This window comes from Cryobacterium melibiosiphilum (assembly GCF_003602235.1).
In the GTDB taxonomy this organism is placed as follows: domain Bacteria; phylum Actinomycetota; class Actinomycetes; order Actinomycetales; family Microbacteriaceae; genus Cryobacterium; species Cryobacterium melibiosiphilum.
In genome coordinates this window covers 76,354-93,282 of record NZ_QZVS01000079.1, presented here as the reverse complement: position 1 = coordinate 93,282, position 16,929 = coordinate 76,354, and the positions used below count along the sequence as shown (strand labels likewise).

The following is a 16,929-nucleotide window of genomic DNA, read 5'->3' as shown; positions in this document are numbered from 1 at the left end:
TTCGACGCCGGGGGGTGGCGGGTGGAGAAGCATCCGCGGTTCCTGGCCGATTTGACCGGTGACCGCCGCGCCGACATCGTCGGATTCGGCGACGCGGCCGTCTGGGTGTCCCGCAATAATGGAAATGGCACCTTCCAGGGCCCCGTGAACGTCGTCGACAACTTCGCCTACGACGCCGGGGGCTGGCGGGTGGAGAAGCATCCGCGGGTGCTGGCCGACGTCAGTGGCGACGGGAAAGCCGACATCGTGGGGTTCGGCAACGCCGGTGTGTGGGTCACGCTCAGCTGACCCATCGGCGCCAGAACACGAGCGGGTGACTCGTCGGTGTGAGCGTGTTTCACCGACGGGTCACCCGCTCTACGCGTCAGCGGTTAGTCGCGGTCGACGCGCAGCACCCGGAAGCCCTTGGAGATGGTGTCCCGAGTGACCTCGAAGTCGCCCGGCAGCTCGGCCTCAAGCCAGCGGTGCAACGAGTCCGAACCGAGGTTGCGCTGCACGACGAGCCAGCCGGTGGTGTCGGCCTTCAGCCGCGGCAACCAGGTCAGCATGATGTCGTGCAGCATCTCTTTGCCCACCCGGATCGGCGGATTCGACCAGATCGTATCGAAGCGGATGTCCGCGGGCACGTCCTGCGGAAACGCCGCGATCACGTTGGTCAGGCCGAGGCGCGCGGCGTTGGTTCGCACCAGTGTGAGGGCGCGCTCATTCACGTCAACCGCCCAAACCGTGGCGGCGGGGGAGGACAGCGCAAGGTGCAGCGCAATCGGGCCCCAGCCACAGCCGAGATCGAGGAAAGTTCCGGTCTCCGGCGGTTCCGGGATGTTTTTCAGCAGTACCTCGGTGCCGCCGTCAAGGTGCTGCGGGCTGAAAACGGCGTTCGCGGTGACAACCTCCCGCGGCGCACCGGCCAACTGCACGGTGATCTCGCGGGTTCTGAGCTCGCTCTGCGAGGTGGCCGAAAAATAATGCTCGGCGGCGGGTGCGGGAAGCGGTTCGGAGGACTGTTCGTGCTCGGGTGACATGCAGGGAACCTTTCAAGGTCGATCAACTAAGGTTAATGGGATGAATGAACCAACCGTGCACGATGACGATGATGTAGTAGCCCGGGTTCTCGCGAGCGCCGACACCCGCGCGTCCGGGTATTCGCTCTTCCGGAGCGGCTCGGCGCAGGCCCTGCAAAGCGAATCCGACGTCGCCCGCCACGACGAGGGCGGCCACGACGGCGACCAGTCCGAGCGTGAAGACCGCAACGCCCTGCGCCGTGTCGGCGGACTCTCCACCGAGCTCGAAGACGTCACCGAGGTTGAGTACCGCCAGCTGCGCCTCGAAAACGTCGTGCTCGTGGGCGTCTACACCCACGGCACGGTCGACGACGCCGAGAACTCCATGCGCGAACTCGCCGCCCTCGCCGAAACCGCCGGCGCGACCGTGCTCGACGGACTGCTGCAGCGCCGAGCGACCCCCGACCCGAGCACCTACCTCGGCAAGGGCAAGGCGCAGGAAGTCGCCGACCTCGTCAAGGCCATGGGCGCGGACACCGTCATTGCCGACACCGAACTGGCCCCGAGCCAGCGGCGCGCCCTCGAAGACGTGGTCAAGGTGAAGGTGATCGACCGCACCGCCGTGATCCTCGACATCTTCAGCCAGCACGCCAAGAGCCGGGAGGGCAAGGCCCAGGTCGAGCTCGCCCAGATGGCCTACATGCTTCCCCGCCTCCGCGGCTGGGGCGACTCGATGTCCCGCCAGGCCGGTGGCCAGGTCGGCGGCACCGGTGCCGGAATGGGCTCCCGTGGCCCCGGTGAGACCAAGATCGAACTCGACCGTCGCCGCATCCACACGCGCATGTCGAAGTTGCGCAAGGAAATGGTCGAAATGAAGCCGGCCCGCGACGCGAAGCGGGCGAACCGCAAACGCAACGCCGTGCCATCCGTCGCCATCGTCGGCTACACCAACGCCGGCAAGTCGAGCCTGCTCAACCGCATCACCCGCGCCGGCGTGCTCGTGGACAACTCGCTGTTCGCGACGCTCGACGCGACCGTGCGCAAGACGACCACCGACGACGGCCGCCTCTACACGCTGACCGACACCGTCGGTTTCGTGCGCAACCTTCCCCACCAGCTCGTCGAAGCGTTTCGTTCGACGCTCGAGGAACTCGCCGACGCCGACGTCATCGTGCACGTCGTCGACGGCTCGCACCCCGACCCGGTCAGCCAGCTCGCCACCGTGCGTGACGTGATCGGCGAGGTCGGCGCCCGGGAGATTCCCGAACTGGTCATCTTCAACAAGAGCGACCTCGTCAGCGAGGACGACCGGCTCGTGCTGCGCGGCCTCGAACCGCGTGCCATCTTCGTCTCCGCCCGCAGCGGCGAGGGTATCGAAGCGGTGCTCGGGCAGCTCAGCGACCTGCTGCCGAGCCCGCAGATCGAACTGACCCTGCTCGTGCCGTACGACCGGGGGGACCTCATCGCCCTGCTGCACGACCAAGGCCGCATCGACTCGACCGAATACGTCGAGGGCGGCACCCTCGTGCGCGCCTTCGTAACCCCCGAGATCGAGGCCCAGTTCACCCCGTTCCGCGCCGCGACCGCCCACTAGGTCCACCCGCGGCATCTCCCCGCGAGTGAGCACATTTTGCACTTCTCGGCGACGAGAAGTGCAAAAAGTGCTCACTCGCGTCAAGCGGATGCCGGTGCGCTGAAACATGGCGTCACACGCCCCTGACAGGCTTCGGGGGCGTTGCTACACTCAACTCAATCGTTGCCACCGGGTGTGTTCGCCCGGCGGCATGGAGCGACAGCCGAGCCCGGCACCCGCCCGCGAGCGCCGCCAGGCTGACTGGCGGACCGCGGCCGCCCGGCCGCACAGTGCACCCACAGGCTCACCCCTGGCACTTCGCTTCCTGCCGAATGAGGAATCATGAATTCCACGGACCCCGCCTGTACCGACGGTATCGCCGGTGTCCCTTCACGGCGGACTGCGCGCGTTCCGTTCTCGTTTGAACTGTATCCGCCCAAAACGGATGCCGGTGCCACCGCCCTGCACGCCGTGATCGACCACCTCGCTGCGTCCGGCCCCGATTTCATCTCGGTGACGTACGGCGCCAACGGGTCATCGCGCGGGTCGTCCCTCGACGTGCTGAAGTACATCCTGCACGAGACCCGGGTTGACCCGATGGCGCACCTCACCTGTGTCGGGTCGTCCCACGCCGAGGCGAGCTCCCTGATCCGGGAGTTTCTGGACGCCGGGGTGCACAGCTTCCTCGCGCTGCGCGGCGACCCGCCGCAGGGTACCCGGGAGGGGGATTCGTTCCTCGGCGACCTGGGCAGCGCCGCAGAACTCGTGCAGCTGATCCACCGGGTGCAGGCCGAGAAGGTGCCCTATCGCGAAACGGTGATCCCTGGTCTCCCGCGGGCCCGTCGCCTGAAAACCACCCGCGACAAGGTGCGCATCGGCGTGGCCGCGTTTCCGAACGGCCACCCGCAGTCCCGGTCGACGTCGCAGGACATCGACACCCTCCTCGCCAAGCAGGCAGCGGGCGCCAATCTCGCCATCACGCAGCTGTTCTTCCACGCCGACCACTACCTGAGCTTCATTCAGCGGGCCGAGGAAGCCGGGGTGACGTTCCCGATCCTGCCCGGCATCATGCCGGTGACCAGCCCCAACCGGCTGCGTCGCATTCTGGAGCTGTCCGGCGAAGAGCTGCCCGCGGAACTGTCGATCCAGCTCGAAATCGAGCCGACGGAGGCCGGCCAGCGCGAGATCGGCATCGCCCACGCCGTGCGCCTCGGCCAGGAGCTGCTCGCCGGCGGCGCTCCCGGACTCCACCTGTACGCCTTCAATCAGCACGACACCGTGCTCTCCGTTCTCGAGGGCTGCGGGGCGCTGCCGAACGGTCGCACCCCCACGCTCTCCGCCCATCCGCCCACCGACCACACGTTCGCTCGTGCGGCCGCACACCCCGTCAAGGAATCCGTATGACTACCTCTGCACCCGTCTCATCCGGCACCGTTGTCCCCGCTGTCTTCCCGTCCGGCACGATCCTCGGCTACCCGCGCATCGGTCGGCGTCGCGAACTGAAAAAGGCCGTGGAGGCCTTCTGGGCCGGCACCATCAGCGCGGACGAGCTCGAAGCGACCGGCGCGGAACTGCGCGCCACCACCCGGGAACGCCTCGCGGGCCTCGGCCTCGGCCGCACCGACTCCGCCATCCCGGAGAGCTTCTCGTTCTACGACCAGGTGCTCGACACCGCCGTCACCGTCGGCGCGGTCCCCACCCGCTTCGCGCACCTCGTGCAGGCCGACGGGACCCTCGACCTCGCCGGCTACTTCACCCTCGCCCGCGGCGAAGGTTCAAGCCTGCCGCTGGAAATGACCAAGTGGTTCGACTCCAACTACCACTACCTCGTACCGGAGATCGGCCCGGAGACGGTCTTTTCGCTCGCGAGCGATCGCATCGTGCGCACCTTCGAAGAGGCCAAAACGGCCGGGTTCCTGACCCGTCCGGTCATCGTCGGCCCGGTCACCTTCCTGCTGCTGAGCAAGGCGAGCGATGACGCCCCGGCCGGCTTCTCGCCGCTGTCCCGACTCGACGACCTGCTGCCGGTCTATGCCACGCTGCTCGAGCGGCTCGCCGCGGCCGGCGCCGAATGGATCCAGATCGACGAACCGGCCCTCGTCAGCGAAAGCATCGACACGCCCCGCACCGAGACCCTCGGGGCGACCCGCTGGACCTACGAAACGCTCGGCCGCCTCTCCCGCCGACCGGCGATTTTCGTCGCGGCGCCCTACGGCAGTCTCGACGACGCGCTCCCCGTGCTGGCCGCCGCGCCGATCGAAGCCGTCGGTCTTGACCTCGTGCGCGGCACGGCACCGGATGACGCTCCCGGCCTGGTCGCCGACCTCGCCGACAAGACCCTGGTCGCGGGTGTCATCGACGGCCACAACATCTGGCGTGGCGACCTCGCCGCGGCGGTCGGCCGGGCGGAAAACCTGCGCGCGCTGACCCCGAACGTGACGATCTCCACATCGACGTCGCTGCTGCACGTGCCGCACTCCGTCGCCGACGAATCGAAGCTGGGCGGCGACCTGAAATCCTGGCTCGCTTTCGCCGACGAGAAGGTCGCCCAGGTCGCCGTGCTCGCGCGCGGCCTGCAGGAGGGCCGGGACGCCGTGGCCGACGAGCTTGCGGCGGCCAGCGTCGCACTCGCATCCCGCGCCGAGGCGCCCGGTGTTCGGAACAGTGCGGTGCGTGCTCGCACGGAGGCTCTGACCGCCGCCGACTTCTCGCGGGGACCGTACGACGTGCGCCTGGCCGCGCAGCAGGCGGCCCTCGACCTGCCGCTGCTGCCGACGACCACGATCGGATCGTTCCCGCAGACCGGGGAGATTCGCCGCGCGCGGGCCCAGACCCTGCGCGGCACGCTGCTGCCCGACGAGTATCGGCAGCTGATGCGCGCGGAGATCGCCCGGGTCGTGGCGCTGCAGGAGGAGATCGGCCTGGACGTTCTCGTGCACGGCGAACCGGAACGCAACGACATGGTGCAGTACTTCGCGGAGAACCTCGACGGTTTCGCGGTCACCGAGAACGGCTGGGTGCAGTCCTACGGCAGCCGTTGCACCCGTCCGTCGATCCTCTGGGGTGACGTCTCCCGGCCGGCCCCGATCACGGTGGACTGGTCGACCTACACCCAGAGCCTCACGGCGAAGCCGGTCAAGGGCATGCTGACCGGCCCGGTCACGATTCTCGCGTGGTCGTTCGTGCGCGATGACCAGCCGCTCGGTGACACGGCCCGGCAGGTTGCCCTCGCGCTGCGCGACGAGATCGGCGACCTGGAGGCCGCTGGAATCGGCATCGTCCAGGTGGATGAGCCCGCCCTGCGCGAGCTGCTGCCGCTGAAGAGGGCGCAGCAGGCCGACTACCTCGACTGGTCGGTCGGTTCGTTCCGGCTCGCAACGGCCGGGGTGACGGATGCGACGCAGATCCACACCCACCTCTGCTACTCGGAGTTCGGCGTGGTGCTCGACGCTATTCGCAACCTGGACGCCGACGTGACGAGCATCGAGGCCGCCCGGTCACGTATGGACGTCGTTCACGATATTCAGTCGCAGGGCTTCGACCACGGTATCGGCCCGGGCGTATACGACATCCACTCCCCGCGCGTGCCGAGCGTCGACGAACTCGTCGGGCTGCTCGAAACCGCCCTGGAATCCGTGCCGACCCGGCAGGTCTGGGTCAACCCGGATTGCGGCCTGAAGACACGCGGGTATGCGGAGACGGTGGAGTCGCTCACGAACATGCAGGAGGCGACCCGCATCGTGCGCGCGCGCCTGGGGGCATCCGTCTCGGCGTAGGTATCCACAACGACGATGGCCGGCCGCTTCACCCGAAGCGGCCGGCCATCGCGCGTTCGCGAAGAGCTGTGCCGGTCAGACGGAGCGGAGTACCGCGACGACCTTGCCGAGGATCTCGGCGAAGTCGCCGACGATCGGTTCGAAGTTGCTGTTGCGGGGGAGCAGCCAGGTATGCCCGTCGCGCTGACGGAAGACCTTGACGGTCGCCTCGCCGTCGAGCATGGCGGCAACGATCTGCCCGTTCTCGGCGGTCTTCTGCTGGCGTACGACGACCCAGTCGCCATCCATGATGGCGGCGTCGATCATCGATTCACCGACGACCTTGAGCATGAAGAGCTCGCCCTTGCCCACCAACTGGCGGGGCAGGGGAAAGATCTCGTCGATCTGCTGGTCGGCCGTGATCGGGATGCCCGCGGCGATGCGCCCGACCAGCGGCACCATCGCGGCGTCGCCGACCTGAATACCGGCGGGGAATTGGTCGGGCAGTCCGGACGGGTCTTCGGGTGCCTGCGGCACCTCGATGAGGACTTCGAGGGCTCGGGGGCGGTTCGCATCACGGCGCAGGTATCCGCTGAGCTCGAGCTGGTGCAACTGGTGGGTCACGCTCGACAGCGACGCCAGGCCGACCGCGTCACCGATTTCGCGCATGCTCGGCGGGTAGCCCCGGCGGCTGACGGACTTCTGGATGACTTCGAGGATGGCGAGCTGACGCTTGCTCAGGGTCTTGCGTCGTCGGGTGGTAGCGCCCTTGTCGGGCGAACCGGTGATGTCCTGGGTCACAATTCGCTCCTTGCGTCGGTCCCGCTGACGGTGCTGCTGACGGTGATGACGACGTCGTGCGAGCGGGAATGTCGGTGGTGTCTGGTTGTCTCTGCAACGAACACCTTTTCTAACGAAAGTTTATCTTTTTCCGAGTTTCAAAACAAAGCTTTATTCGAGTGTTTTGCAAAACTTTGAGAAATAAATCGTTGTTAGGGGTTGATTGTTCGAAGACTCGAATATAGATTCGGAACATAGATACGCATTCCGAGACCGACTTTCAGGAGGTAACACCATGAGTGCAGTGATTTCCATTCGATCCGCAGCCACCCGATCGGCATCCGCCCGATCCGCATCCGTACCATCCGCATCCGTACGGTCCACGCTCCGACTCACCCGGCGCGGGCGAGTCGTCTTCACCACCCTGGCCGCGATTCCGGTCGTGGCAGCCGCCTTCGTGCTCGCACTGAACGGCGGCCTGGCCAGCGCGGCGGGCCCCACCAATGCTGCAGCGCTGGTCACGTTCGACTACGTGACCATTCAGGCCGGCGAGTCGCTCTGGCAGATCGCCGAGAGCATCGCCCCGACGGCTGACCCGCGCGATGTCATCGCGGAGATCGTCAGCCTCAATCGGCTCAGCGTCGACGCCGTCGAGCCCGGACAGCGTCTGGCACTCCCGCTCGCCTATAGCGCGGCGGACTAAGCGCGCGCACGGCCGTAGCATGGAGCGGTGACCAGTCTTGAAGACCTTCCCCTCCGTTCCGACCTTCGTGGCCTGATCCCGTACGGCGCTCCGCAGCTGCACGTGCCGGTCACGCTCAATGTGAACGAGAACACGCACACCATTCCCGAGCCCGTCGCGCTCGACATCGTGAGTAATCTGGCGCGCGCCCTGCTCACCATCAACCGCTACCCGGATCGTGAGTTCACCGAGCTGCGTGACCGCCTCGCCGGTTACCTCGGCCACGGCCTCACGCGCGAGAACATCTGGGCCGCCAACGGCTCCAACGAGGTGCTGCAGCACGTCCTTCAGGCTTTCGGCGGGCCGGGGCGGAGCCTGCTCGGGTTCGTTCCCACCTACTCCATGTACCCGATCCTGGCATCGGGCACGGGCACCCGGTGGATCGCCGGCGACCGCGACGCCGGCTTTGAGCTATCGCCGGAGACCGCCGCGGACTGGGTGACGAAGACACAGCCCGACATGGTCTTTCTCTGCTCGCCGAACAACCCCACCGGCACCCCGTTGTCTCTCGAGACGATCGAGGCCGTCTACGACGCCAGCTCGGGCATCGTTGTCGTCGACGAGGCCTATGCCGAATTCGGCGACCCGGGAACGCTCAGCGCGCTGACCCTGTTGCCCGGGCGGGCGCGGCTGCTCGTCTCCCGCACCATGAGCAAAGCCTTCGCCTTCGCCGGTGCGCGCGTCGGCTATCTGGCTGCGGACCCGGCGGTGACCGACGCTCTGCGGCTGGTTCGCCTGCCGTACCACCTCTCCGCGCTCACCCAGGCGGCCGCGAACGCCGCCCTCGCCCACGCGGACGAAATGCTGGCGATGGTTGACGAGATCCGCGACCAGCGGGACCGCATCGTGACCGAATTATCCCGGCTCGGTTATCTGCCGCACCGGAGCGGCAGCAACTTTGTTCTTTTCGGCGGGGTCGCCGACCCCCGGGCCACCTTCGAGGCCCTGCTCGCCGACGGGGTGCTCATTCGCGACGTGGGGATCCCCGGCCACCTGCGGGTCTCCGCCGGAACCGAAGCGGAAACGAGTGCGTTTCTCGCTGCCGTGGAGCGCCTCGTGCCCCCGGCCGGGCCGGTGCCGTCAGAGGCCGCCGAGACCAATAAACTAGCCTGATGAGTTCTTCGACGGAACCCGGTCTCCGGGTCGCCCACCTGCAGCGCGAGACCAGCGAATCGAGCATCGACCTCTCCCTCGATCTCGACGGAACCGGTGTCAGCGACATTCACACCACGGTGCCGTTCTTCGACCACCTGCTCACCGCATTCGCCAAGCACTCGCTGACCGACCTCGTCGTGCGCGCCCACGGAGATACCGAAATCGACGTGCACCACACGGTAGAAGACGTCGGAATCGTGCTCGGCCAGGCGATTCGGCAGGCACTCGGCGACAAGAGCGGCATCTCCCGCTACGGCGATGCCCTCGTTCCCCTCGATGAAGCCCTCGCCCAGGCCGTCGTCGACATCTCCGGTCGCCCATACCTCGTGCACACCGGTGAACCGTCCGGGTTCGAATACCACCTCATCGGCGGCCACTTCACCGGATCCATGGTGCGGCACGTCTTCGAAGCCATCACCGTCCACGCCGCCCTCACGGTGCACATCACCGTGCTCGGCGGCCGCGACCCCCACCACATCGCGGAGGCCGAGTTCAAGGCCTTCGCGCGGGCGTTCCGTCAGGCCAAGGCCCTCGATCCGCTCGTGCACGGTGTTCCCAGCACCAAGGGCGCCCTGTGACCGCGGAGCTTCCGGCTGACCCCACGGTGACGGATGCTGCCGCCGGGGATGCGCCATCCGTCGTTGTCTTCGACTACGGAACCGGCAATGTGCACTCCGCCGTCAAGGCGCTCGAACTGGCCGGCGCGAACGTCACCCTGACCGGTGACCGGGCCCTGGCCCTGGCCGCCGACGGCCTCGTCGTGCCCGGCGTCGGTGCCTTCAGCGCTGTGATGGCCGCCCTGAAAGCGTTCCGCGGTGACGAGATCATCGACCGCCGGCTCGCCGGCGGTCTGCCGGTGCTCGGCATCTGCGTGGGCATGCAGGTGCTCTTCGAACACGGCGTGGAACGCGGCATCGACACCGAAGGCCTCGGCGAATGGCCGGGAACGGTGACCGAGCTACCCGCCGAAATCCTGCCGCACATCGGCTGGAACACCGTCACCCCCGACGAGAAGTCGGTGTTGTTCCGGGGCATCGAGCATGAGCGCTTCTACTTTGTGCACTCTTACGCCGCCCAGGCTTGGTCCCTCGACGTGCAACCGCCGTTCCCCCAGCCCCGCCTGACCTGGGCCGAGCATGGCGGCCCGTTCCTGGCCGCCATCGAAAACGGTCCGCTCACCGCCACCCAGTTCCACCCGGAGAAGTCGGGGGAGGCAGGCATCCGTCTGCTGAAAAACTGGCTGGGCACGCTGCGGCGCTGAACCACACGCCGTCACCACCCACTTTCACCACACACCAACTTCGGCCGCTGATCGGCCACCCCCGATTGAGGACACCATGAGCGAGTTCACCAAAGCCCCCCGCCTGACCCTGTTACCGGCCGTCGACGTCGCCGGCGGCAAGGCCGTGCGCCTGACCAAGGGCGAGGCCGGCACCGAAACCAACTACGGCGACCCCGTCGACGCGGCGTCGGACTGGGCCCGCCAGGGCGCGGAGTGGATTCACCTCGTCGACCTCGACGCTGCCTTCGGTCGCGGCAACAACACCGGCGTGATCAAAAAGGTGATCCGCCAGGTGCGCGGTGTGCACATCGAACTGTCCGGCGGTATCCGCGACGACGAATCGCTCGAAGCGGCCATGAACACCGGCGTCAAGCGCATCAACCTCGGCACCGCGGCGCTGGAGAACCCCGAGTGGGCCGCGAGCGTGATCGCGCAATACGGTGAGGCCGTGGCCGTGGGCCTCGACGTGCGCGGCACCACGCTGGCCGCCCGCGGCTGGACCAAGGACGGCGGCGACCTCTGGCAGGTGCTCGAACGCCTCGAACAGGCCGGCTGTGCCCGCTACGTGGTGACCGACGTCACCAAGGACGGCACCCTGCAGGGCCCCAACATCGAACTGCTCAAGCAGGTGCTCGACCGCACCCGCAAGCCCGTGATCGCCTCCGGCGGCATCTCGAGCCTCGACGACATCGCCGCCCTGCGCGAGCTCGTGCCGCGCGGCCTCGAGGGTGCGATCGTGGGCAAGGCCCTCTACGCCCGGGCATTCACCCTCCCCGAGGCACTGGATGTCTCGGGCGCGTAACCTCGGATCCACCGGCCTCCCGGGCGGCCCTGATGGGGCGGCCGGTGCCGAGTCGCATCCAGGCGCCGCCGCCGATTCCGCCGGCCAGCCGTGGGCCGGGCGTGTCTTCGAAGAGAACGTGAGCGCCGAGGACGACGGGCTCGCGCCCGCCGTCTTGATGGCTGCACTCGCCGGATTCCGGGCGCGGCAGGTCGGCGAAGAGCAGGTCGTCGCGGCCCTGCGCGGCTCAAGGCTGCTGATCCCCCTGGTCACGCGCCTCGGCGACGCCGCCGTCGGGCCGCACGGGATCATGATCGACAAGACCCAGGAACTCTCGATCATCACCGTCGCCGGCCCCGACGGCCGCAACGTGCTGCCCGCGTTCACCTCCGCCGCGGCGATGACGGCGTGGAACGCCGAGGCCCGCCCGGTGCCGGCCGACGCGGTGCGGGTCGCCCTCGCCGCCGCCCAGGAAGACACCGACCTCGTGGTGCTGGACCCCACCGCACCGAGTGAGTACGTCATCCGTCGTCCGGCGCTCTGGGCAATCGCCCAGTCGCTGCCGTGGACTCCGAGCTATGCCAGCCGCACCGTTGCCGATGCCTTCTCCGAGTCGATCGCCTCGGAACTGGCCGTGCTCGGTGTCAGCCTCGCCGCCGGAGACCCGGAGGCACGCCTGAGCGGCCCGGAACTCATCGTGCGGCTCGAACTCGTCGACGGCCTCACCCAGGTCGAACTCGACGCCACCCTCGCCCGACTCGCCAGGCGCTGGGCGGACAGCGAGATCATCGCGACCGGGGTCGACTCGCTGCGGGTGCAGCTGACCGCCTCACACTAGGTTGGCGGCATGAAAACCAGAGCGCTCGGAGGCGAGCAGGCAGACATCGACCCGGCCGACCCTGCTGCCGTGCAGGCCGTGCTGGATCGGTTCTCGCCCGCGACCCGGGGCTGGTTCACCGACTCGTTCGACTCGCCGACCGCGGCGCAGCTCGGCGCCTGGAATGCCATCTCGCAGGGTTCGCACGCGCTCGTCGTCGCACCGACCGGATCCGGCAAGACCCTGGCTGCCTTCCTGTGGGCGATCGACCGGCTCGGAACCGCACACGCCGCCGCGGCCGCGGCCGGCCCGACCGTCGTGCCGGCGGCCCCGAGCACGAGCGTGCTCTACATCTCCCCGCTCAAGGCGCTCGGCGTCGACGTGGAACGCAACCTGCGCGCTCCGCTCGTCGGCGTGACCCGAGCCGCCGAACGGCTGGGAGCCGCCCCCGTGCAGGTCACTGTCGGCGTGCGCAGCGGCGACACCCCGGCGGCCGAACGACGGATGCTGGTGAAGTCACCGCCCGACATTCTCATCACGACGCCCGAGTCGCTGTTTCTGCTGCTGACCAGCGCCGCCCGGGAGTCGCTGCATGGCGTGCACACCGTGATCATCGACGAGGTGCATGCCGTCGCGGCCAGCAAACGCGGTGCCCACCTCGCCGTCTCCCTCGAACGCCTCGATGCCTTGCTGGCGACCCCGGCGCAACGCATCGGCCTGTCGGCGACCGTGCGGCCGACGACCGAGGTCGCCCGGTTCCTCGGCGGCAGCGCGCCGGTCGTGGTCGTCGCCCCGGCCGCGCAGAAACGGTTCGACCTGCGCGTCGTCGTCCCCGTCGACGACATGAACCAGCTCGGCCCGGTCGCCCCGCGCGGCGGGTCCGCCACCTACGACGCCGACGGCGATCTCGGTGCCGACGGCTTCGGGAGCCAGCGCGAAGGCTCCACGAACAGCGCATCGCTGAGCGCCGCGGCTCCGCAGACCGGATCAATCTGGCCGCACGTCGAGGAGGCCATCGTCGACGAGGTGCTCGCGCACACCTCCTCGATCGTGTTCGCGAACTCCCGCCGCCTCACCGAACGCCTCACCGCCCGGTTCAACGAGATCTACGCGGAACGCCTCGCCGACGGCGACAGGGCAGAAGTGTCGGCCTTGGACCGGCCGCCGGCCGAACTGATGGGAGCCAGCGGACAGGCATCCGGTGCCGCACCGTTACTCGCCCGCGCCCACCACGGCTCGGTCAGCAAGGAACAGCGGGCGTTCATCGAAGACGACCTGAAATCGGGCCGACTGCGGTGCGTCGTCGCCACGTCGAGCCTCGAACTCGGCATCGACATGGGCGCCGTCGACCTCGTCGTTCAGGTCGAATCACCGCCCTCGGTCGCGAGCGGCCTGCAGCGCATTGGCCGCGCCGGGCACCAGGTCGGGGAGATCAGCCGCGGGGTCATCTTTCCCAAGCACCGCGCCGACCTGATCCACGCCGCCGTCGCATCAGAACGCATGGTCACCGGCCAGATCGAAGCCCTGCGGGTGCCGGCGAACCCACTCGACATCCTCGCCCAGCAGACCGTCGCGGCCGTCGCCCTGGAACCGATCGACGTGGAGGTCTGGTTCCAGACCCTGCGCCGCAGCGCCCCGTTCCACACCCTGCCACGATCGGCGTATGAGGCGACGCTCGACCTGCTGGCCGGCCGGTATCCGAGCGACCAGTTCGCCGAGCTGCGCCCGCGTATCGTCTGGGACCGCGACGCCGGCACCCTCACCGGCCGCCCGGGCGCGCAGCGGCTCGCCGTGACAAGCGGCGGCACGATCCCCGACCGCGGCCTGTTCGGGGTGTTCATGGTCGGCGGCGATGCCCCCGGGCTGGCCACCAAGCCCGATGGCACACCGGGCAGCGGCAAATCAGCCCGGCGTGCACCCGGCCGCCGGGTCGGCGAACTCGACGAGGAGATGGTCTACGAGTCCCGGGTCGGCGATGTTTTCGCGCTCGGAACGACGAGCTGGCGCATCCAGGAGATCACCCACGACCAGGTGCTCGTCACCCCCGCCTTCGGCCAGCCCGGCCGGCTGCCGTTCTGGAAGGGGGACGGCCTCGGCCGGCCCGCCGAACTGGGGGCAGCGATCGGTGCCTTCGTGCGCGAGGTCGCGGCGCTCAGCCCCGAGAAGGCCCGCGCCCGCTGCTCGGCCGGCGGCCTCGATTCGCGCGCGGTCACCAACCTGCTCGCGTTCCTCAGCGACCAGCGCGAGGCCACCCAGCACCTGCCGACCGATCGCACGCTGGTCGTGGAACGCTTCCGTGACGAACTGGGGGACTGGCGCGTGGTCCTGCACTCCCCGTTCGGCGCACAGGTGCACGCGCCCTGGGCGCTCGCGGTCGGCGCCCGGGTGCGGGAGCGCTACGGCATCGACGGTGCCTGCGTGGCGAGCGACGATGGCATCGTCGTGCGCATCCCCGACACCGAGACCGACCCGCCCGGCAGCGAGTTGTTCATCTTCGACGCCGACGACCTCGAGGCGATCGTCACCGACGAGGTCGGCGGCTCCGCCCTGTTCGCCTCCCGTTTTCGGGAGTGCGCCGCCCGCGCCCTGCTGCTGCCGCGCTACAACCCCGGCGCCCGCTCGCCGCTCTGGCAGCAACGCCAGAAGGCCGCGCAACTGCTCGACGTCGCCCGCGAGTTTCCGACCTTCCCGATCATCCTCGAGACGCTGCGCGAGTGCCTGCAGGACGTCTACGACCTGCCCGCCCTGACCGCTCTCGCCCGGCAGATCGGCGCGCGAGCCGTGCGGCTCGTCGACGTGACGACGGATGTCGCCAGCCCCTTCGCGAGCACCCTGCTCTTCGGCTACGTGGCCGCGTTCATGTACGAGGGTGACACGCCGCTGGCCGAACGCCGGGCGACCGCCCTGGCGATCGACTCGAGCCTGCTCGCCGAACTGCTCGGCCGGGTCGAACTGCGCGAGCTGCTCGACCCCGGCGTCATCGACCTGACCGACCGGGAGTTGCAACGCACAGCTGCCGACCGCCGCGCACACGGGCTCGAAGGCATCGTCGACCTGCTGCGCGGCCTCGGCCCGCTCACCACCGAGGAGGTCACCGCGCGGCTGCGCGGAGCCAAGCTCGCCGCGCCGGCCAGCCCGGCGCCCGGCACGGGGCCAGCACCCGATAGCGACGAGGTGCTCACCGGGCTGTCCGGCCAGGCCTATGCCCCGGTCGACCCCGCCGAAGTGCTCGCCGACCTCGACGCGCTCGTCGCCACCCGCCGCGCCCTGCGGGTGAGCTTCGCCGGCCGGGACTGGTGGGCCGGCGTCGAAGACGCCAACCGGCTGCGCGACGCGCTCGGCGTGCCCGTGCAGATCGGAACCCCGGCGGCGTTCACCGAGCAGGTCGCCGACCCGCTCGGCGACCTCGTCAGCCGGTATGCCCGCACCCACGGTCCCTTCACGACGCAGGCGGTCGCCGAACGGTTCGGGCTTGGGGTCTCCGTGGTGCTCGGCATTCTACGGCGCCTCGCCGATGCGCGCCGGGTCGTGGAGGGCGAGTTTCGTCCCGTGGGCTCCGGCAGCGAGTGGTGCGACGCCGAGGTGCTGCGGCGCCTCCGCCGCCGGTCGCTCGCCGCGCTGCGCCATGAGGTGGAACCGGTCGACCAGCAGACCCTGGCCCGGTTTCTGCCGACCTGGCAGCACGTGGGTGGGCGGCTGCGCGGAGTCGACGGCGTCGCATCCGTCATCGAACAACTCGAAGGCGCACGCATTCCGGCCTCGGCGTGGGAATCGCTCATTCTGCCGGCCCGCGTCGCCGATTACCGGCCGGCAATGCTCGACGAGCTCAGCAACGCGGGGGAGGTGCTCTGGGCTGGCGCCGGCACCCTTGCCGGCAACGACGGCTGGATCAGCCTGCACCTGGCCGAGACCGCCCAGCTCACCCTGCCGCCGCCACTCGACGCCGAAACCACCGCGCTGCAGCGGGAGATCCTCAGCACCCTCGCCGATGGCGGTGGCTATTTCTTTCGCCAGCTCGCGAACGCCGTCGGCAGCCAGGACGACACCGAACTGGTCACCGCCCTCTGGGACCTGGTCTGGGCGGGCCTGGTCAACAACGACACCTTCGGCCCCGTTCGCGCGCTGCTGGCCGGTGGGCACACCGCCCACAAGAACGCCCGGTCCGCTCCGCGGGCCCGCCTGCACGCCGGCCGCTCGCTGCCCCGGCCGAGCCTGCCCAGCCGCGGAGGCCCGCCGACCGTGGCCGGCCGCTGGTCGATCGTGCCGGTCGCCGACGATTCCCCGACCCGCCGCGCGCACGCGCTCGGCGAAACCCTGCTCGAACGGTACGGGGTCGTCACCCGCGGCCCGGTGATGGCCGAAAACGTCGTGGGCGGCTTCGCCCTCGTCTATCGCACCCTCAGCGGCTTCGAAGAGATGGGCCGCTGCCGGCGCGGCTATTTCGTGGAGGGCCTCGGCGCCGCCCAGTTCGCCACCGGCGGCACCATCGACCGGCTGCGCGGCCTCGTCGACGCGAGCATCGGCTCGGGCGACGATTCCGCCGCCGGTTCTGGCCGGGCAGCGGATGCCCCGCCCCCGCAGGTCGTGACCCTCGCCGCCACCGACCCCGCCAACGCCTACGGGTCGGTGCTGCCGTGGCCCGCGCTGCCGGACGCGGTGACGCACCGCCCGGGGCGCAAGGCCGGCGCGATGGTCGTGCTCGTCGATGGCGCCCTCGTGCTCTACGTGGAACGCGGCGGCAAGACCGTGCTGGCCTGGGGCGGGGAGAGCCCCGAAGAGGCTGCGCATGCCATGACCGCTTCCTCGGGCGCGGGAGCGCAGTCGCGGGCCGGGTCGCGCCGCGTCGCGGAGCCCACGCCCGCCCTCGCATCCGCCGCCGAAGCTGTGTTCGGCCTCGTGCGGGATCGCCGGGTGGCCAAGCTCGCCGTCGAAACGGTCAACGGACTCTTTGTGATCGGCACCCCGTTCGGAACGGCCCTGCAGGCTGCCGGCTTCACCGAAACCCCCAAGGGACTGCGGGCATGAGTCGCCGGTCTGAGATCG

13 protein-coding genes are annotated in these 16,929 nt (G+C 69.3%); 11 read left to right on the top strand and 2 right to left on the bottom strand.

The annotated features are described in order from the left end of the window. The coding region (locus tag D6T64_RS09125; RefSeq protein ID WP_147364512.1) for an FG-GAP repeat domain-containing protein at positions 1 to 288 on the top strand (288 nt) is incomplete at its 5' end. Between the two features lie 83 nt (positions 289 to 371). Here the strand turns inward: D6T64_RS09125 and D6T64_RS09120 are convergent. Beyond that, positions 372 to 1,022, bottom strand: coding sequence for a class I SAM-dependent methyltransferase (locus D6T64_RS09120; protein WP_119974406.1), 651 nt, complete (start codon positions 1,020 to 1,022; stop codon positions 372 to 374). A gap of 40 nt (positions 1,023 to 1,062) precedes the next feature. Here D6T64_RS09120 and hflX point away from each other — a divergent pair, with 40 nt between their 5' ends. From hflX to metE, 3 genes are all read left to right on the top strand, one after another. Continuing rightward, positions 1,063 to 2,595, top strand: coding sequence for a GTPase HflX (gene hflX, locus D6T64_RS09115; protein ID WP_119974405.1), 1,533 nt, complete (start codon positions 1,063 to 1,065; stop codon positions 2,593 to 2,595). A gap of 321 nt (positions 2,596 to 2,916) precedes the next feature. Continuing rightward, on the top strand, positions 2,917 to 3,978 hold the full coding sequence (locus tag D6T64_RS09110; protein WP_119974404.1) for a methylenetetrahydrofolate reductase: 1,062 nt from the start codon (positions 2,917 to 2,919) through the stop codon (positions 3,976 to 3,978). Continuing rightward, the gene (gene metE / locus D6T64_RS09105; protein WP_119974403.1) at positions 3,975 to 6,350 is read left to right on the top strand and encodes a 5-methyltetrahydropteroyltriglutamate--homocysteine S-methyltransferase; all 2,376 of its coding nucleotides are present in this window, start codon (positions 3,975 to 3,977) and stop codon (positions 6,348 to 6,350) included. Before D6T64_RS09110 ends, metE begins: the two co-directional genes overlap by 4 nt. 75 nt (positions 6,351 to 6,425) lie before the next feature. On the opposite strand, the gene lexA is transcribed toward metE, so the two are convergent. Next, entirely contained in the window at positions 6,426 to 7,118 is a 693-nt protein-coding gene (lexA, locus tag D6T64_RS09100) for a transcriptional repressor LexA (RefSeq protein WP_119974416.1), read from the bottom strand. A 286-nt stretch (positions 7,119 to 7,404) separates the two neighbouring features. Here lexA and D6T64_RS09095 point away from each other — a divergent pair, with 286 nt between their 5' ends. The 7 genes from D6T64_RS09095 to D6T64_RS09065 all read left to right on the top strand — a co-directional run bounded on the left by D6T64_RS09095 (position 7,405) and on the right by D6T64_RS09065 (position 16,911). After that, positions 7,405 to 7,812, top strand: coding sequence for a LysM peptidoglycan-binding domain-containing protein (locus D6T64_RS09095; protein WP_119974402.1), 408 nt, complete (start codon positions 7,405 to 7,407; stop codon positions 7,810 to 7,812). Positions 7,813 to 7,839: 27 nt separating this feature from the next. Next, the gene (locus D6T64_RS09090) at positions 7,840 to 8,964 is read left to right on the top strand and encodes a histidinol-phosphate transaminase (RefSeq protein ID WP_119974401.1); all 1,125 of its coding nucleotides are present in this window, start codon (positions 7,840 to 7,842) and stop codon (positions 8,962 to 8,964) included. After that, a complete protein-coding gene (gene hisB / locus D6T64_RS09085; RefSeq protein WP_119974400.1) occupies positions 8,964 to 9,584 on the top strand; it encodes an imidazoleglycerol-phosphate dehydratase HisB in 621 nt (206 codons plus the stop codon). Before D6T64_RS09090 ends, hisB begins: the two co-directional genes overlap by 1 nt. Further along, on the top strand, positions 9,581 to 10,267 hold the full coding sequence (gene hisH / locus D6T64_RS09080; RefSeq protein WP_233550971.1) for an imidazole glycerol phosphate synthase subunit HisH: 687 nt from the start codon (positions 9,581 to 9,583) through the stop codon (positions 10,265 to 10,267). The genes hisB and hisH overlap by 4 nt, the downstream gene beginning before the upstream one ends. Positions 10,268 to 10,343: 76 nt before the next feature. Then, positions 10,344 to 11,090 carry a bifunctional 1-(5-phosphoribosyl)-5-((5-phosphoribosylamino)methylideneamino)imidazole-4-carboxamide isomerase/phosphoribosylanthranilate isomerase PriA gene (gene priA, locus D6T64_RS09075; protein ID WP_119974399.1) on the top strand — a complete coding sequence of 249 codons (747 nt, stop codon included), beginning with the start codon at positions 10,344 to 10,346 and terminating at the stop codon, positions 11,088 to 11,090. Beyond that, the gene (locus D6T64_RS09070) at positions 11,074 to 11,907 is read left to right on the top strand and encodes an SseB family protein (RefSeq protein ID WP_119974398.1); all 834 of its coding nucleotides are present in this window, start codon (positions 11,074 to 11,076) and stop codon (positions 11,905 to 11,907) included. Before priA ends, D6T64_RS09070 begins: the two co-directional genes overlap by 17 nt. A 9-nt stretch (positions 11,908 to 11,916) precedes the next feature. Beyond that, the gene (locus tag D6T64_RS09065) at positions 11,917 to 16,911 is read left to right on the top strand and encodes an Lhr family ATP-dependent helicase (RefSeq protein ID WP_377010534.1); all 4,995 of its coding nucleotides are present in this window, start codon (positions 11,917 to 11,919) and stop codon (positions 16,909 to 16,911) included. The last annotated feature ends 18 nt before the right edge of the window (positions 16,912 to 16,929 follow it).

What these genes read in the sequence shown, in the direction of transcription:
- D6T64_RS09120 (WP_119974406.1), bottom strand. Translation starts at nt 1,022, where the DNA reads ATGTCACCCGAGCACGAACAGTCCTCCGAACCGCTTCCCGCACCCGCC.
- hflX (WP_119974405.1), top strand. Translation starts at nt 1,063, where the DNA reads ATGAATGAACCAACCGTGCACGATGACGATGATGTAGTAGCCCGGGTT.
- D6T64_RS09110 (WP_119974404.1), top strand. Translation starts at nt 2,917, where the DNA reads ATGAATTCCACGGACCCCGCCTGTACCGACGGTATCGCCGGTGTCCCT.
- metE (WP_119974403.1), top strand. Translation starts at nt 3,975, where the DNA reads ATGACTACCTCTGCACCCGTCTCATCCGGCACCGTTGTCCCCGCTGTC.
- D6T64_RS09095 (WP_119974402.1), top strand. Translation starts at nt 7,405, where the DNA reads ATGAGTGCAGTGATTTCCATTCGATCCGCAGCCACCCGATCGGCATCC.
- hisB (WP_119974400.1), top strand. Translation starts at nt 8,964, where the DNA reads ATGAGTTCTTCGACGGAACCCGGTCTCCGGGTCGCCCACCTGCAGCGC.
- priA (WP_119974399.1), top strand. Translation starts at nt 10,344, where the DNA reads ATGAGCGAGTTCACCAAAGCCCCCCGCCTGACCCTGTTACCGGCCGTC.
- D6T64_RS09070 (WP_119974398.1), top strand. Translation starts at nt 11,074, where the DNA reads ATGTCTCGGGCGCGTAACCTCGGATCCACCGGCCTCCCGGGCGGCCCT.
- D6T64_RS09065 (WP_377010534.1), top strand. Translation starts at nt 11,917, where the DNA reads ATGAAAACCAGAGCGCTCGGAGGCGAGCAGGCAGACATCGACCCGGCC.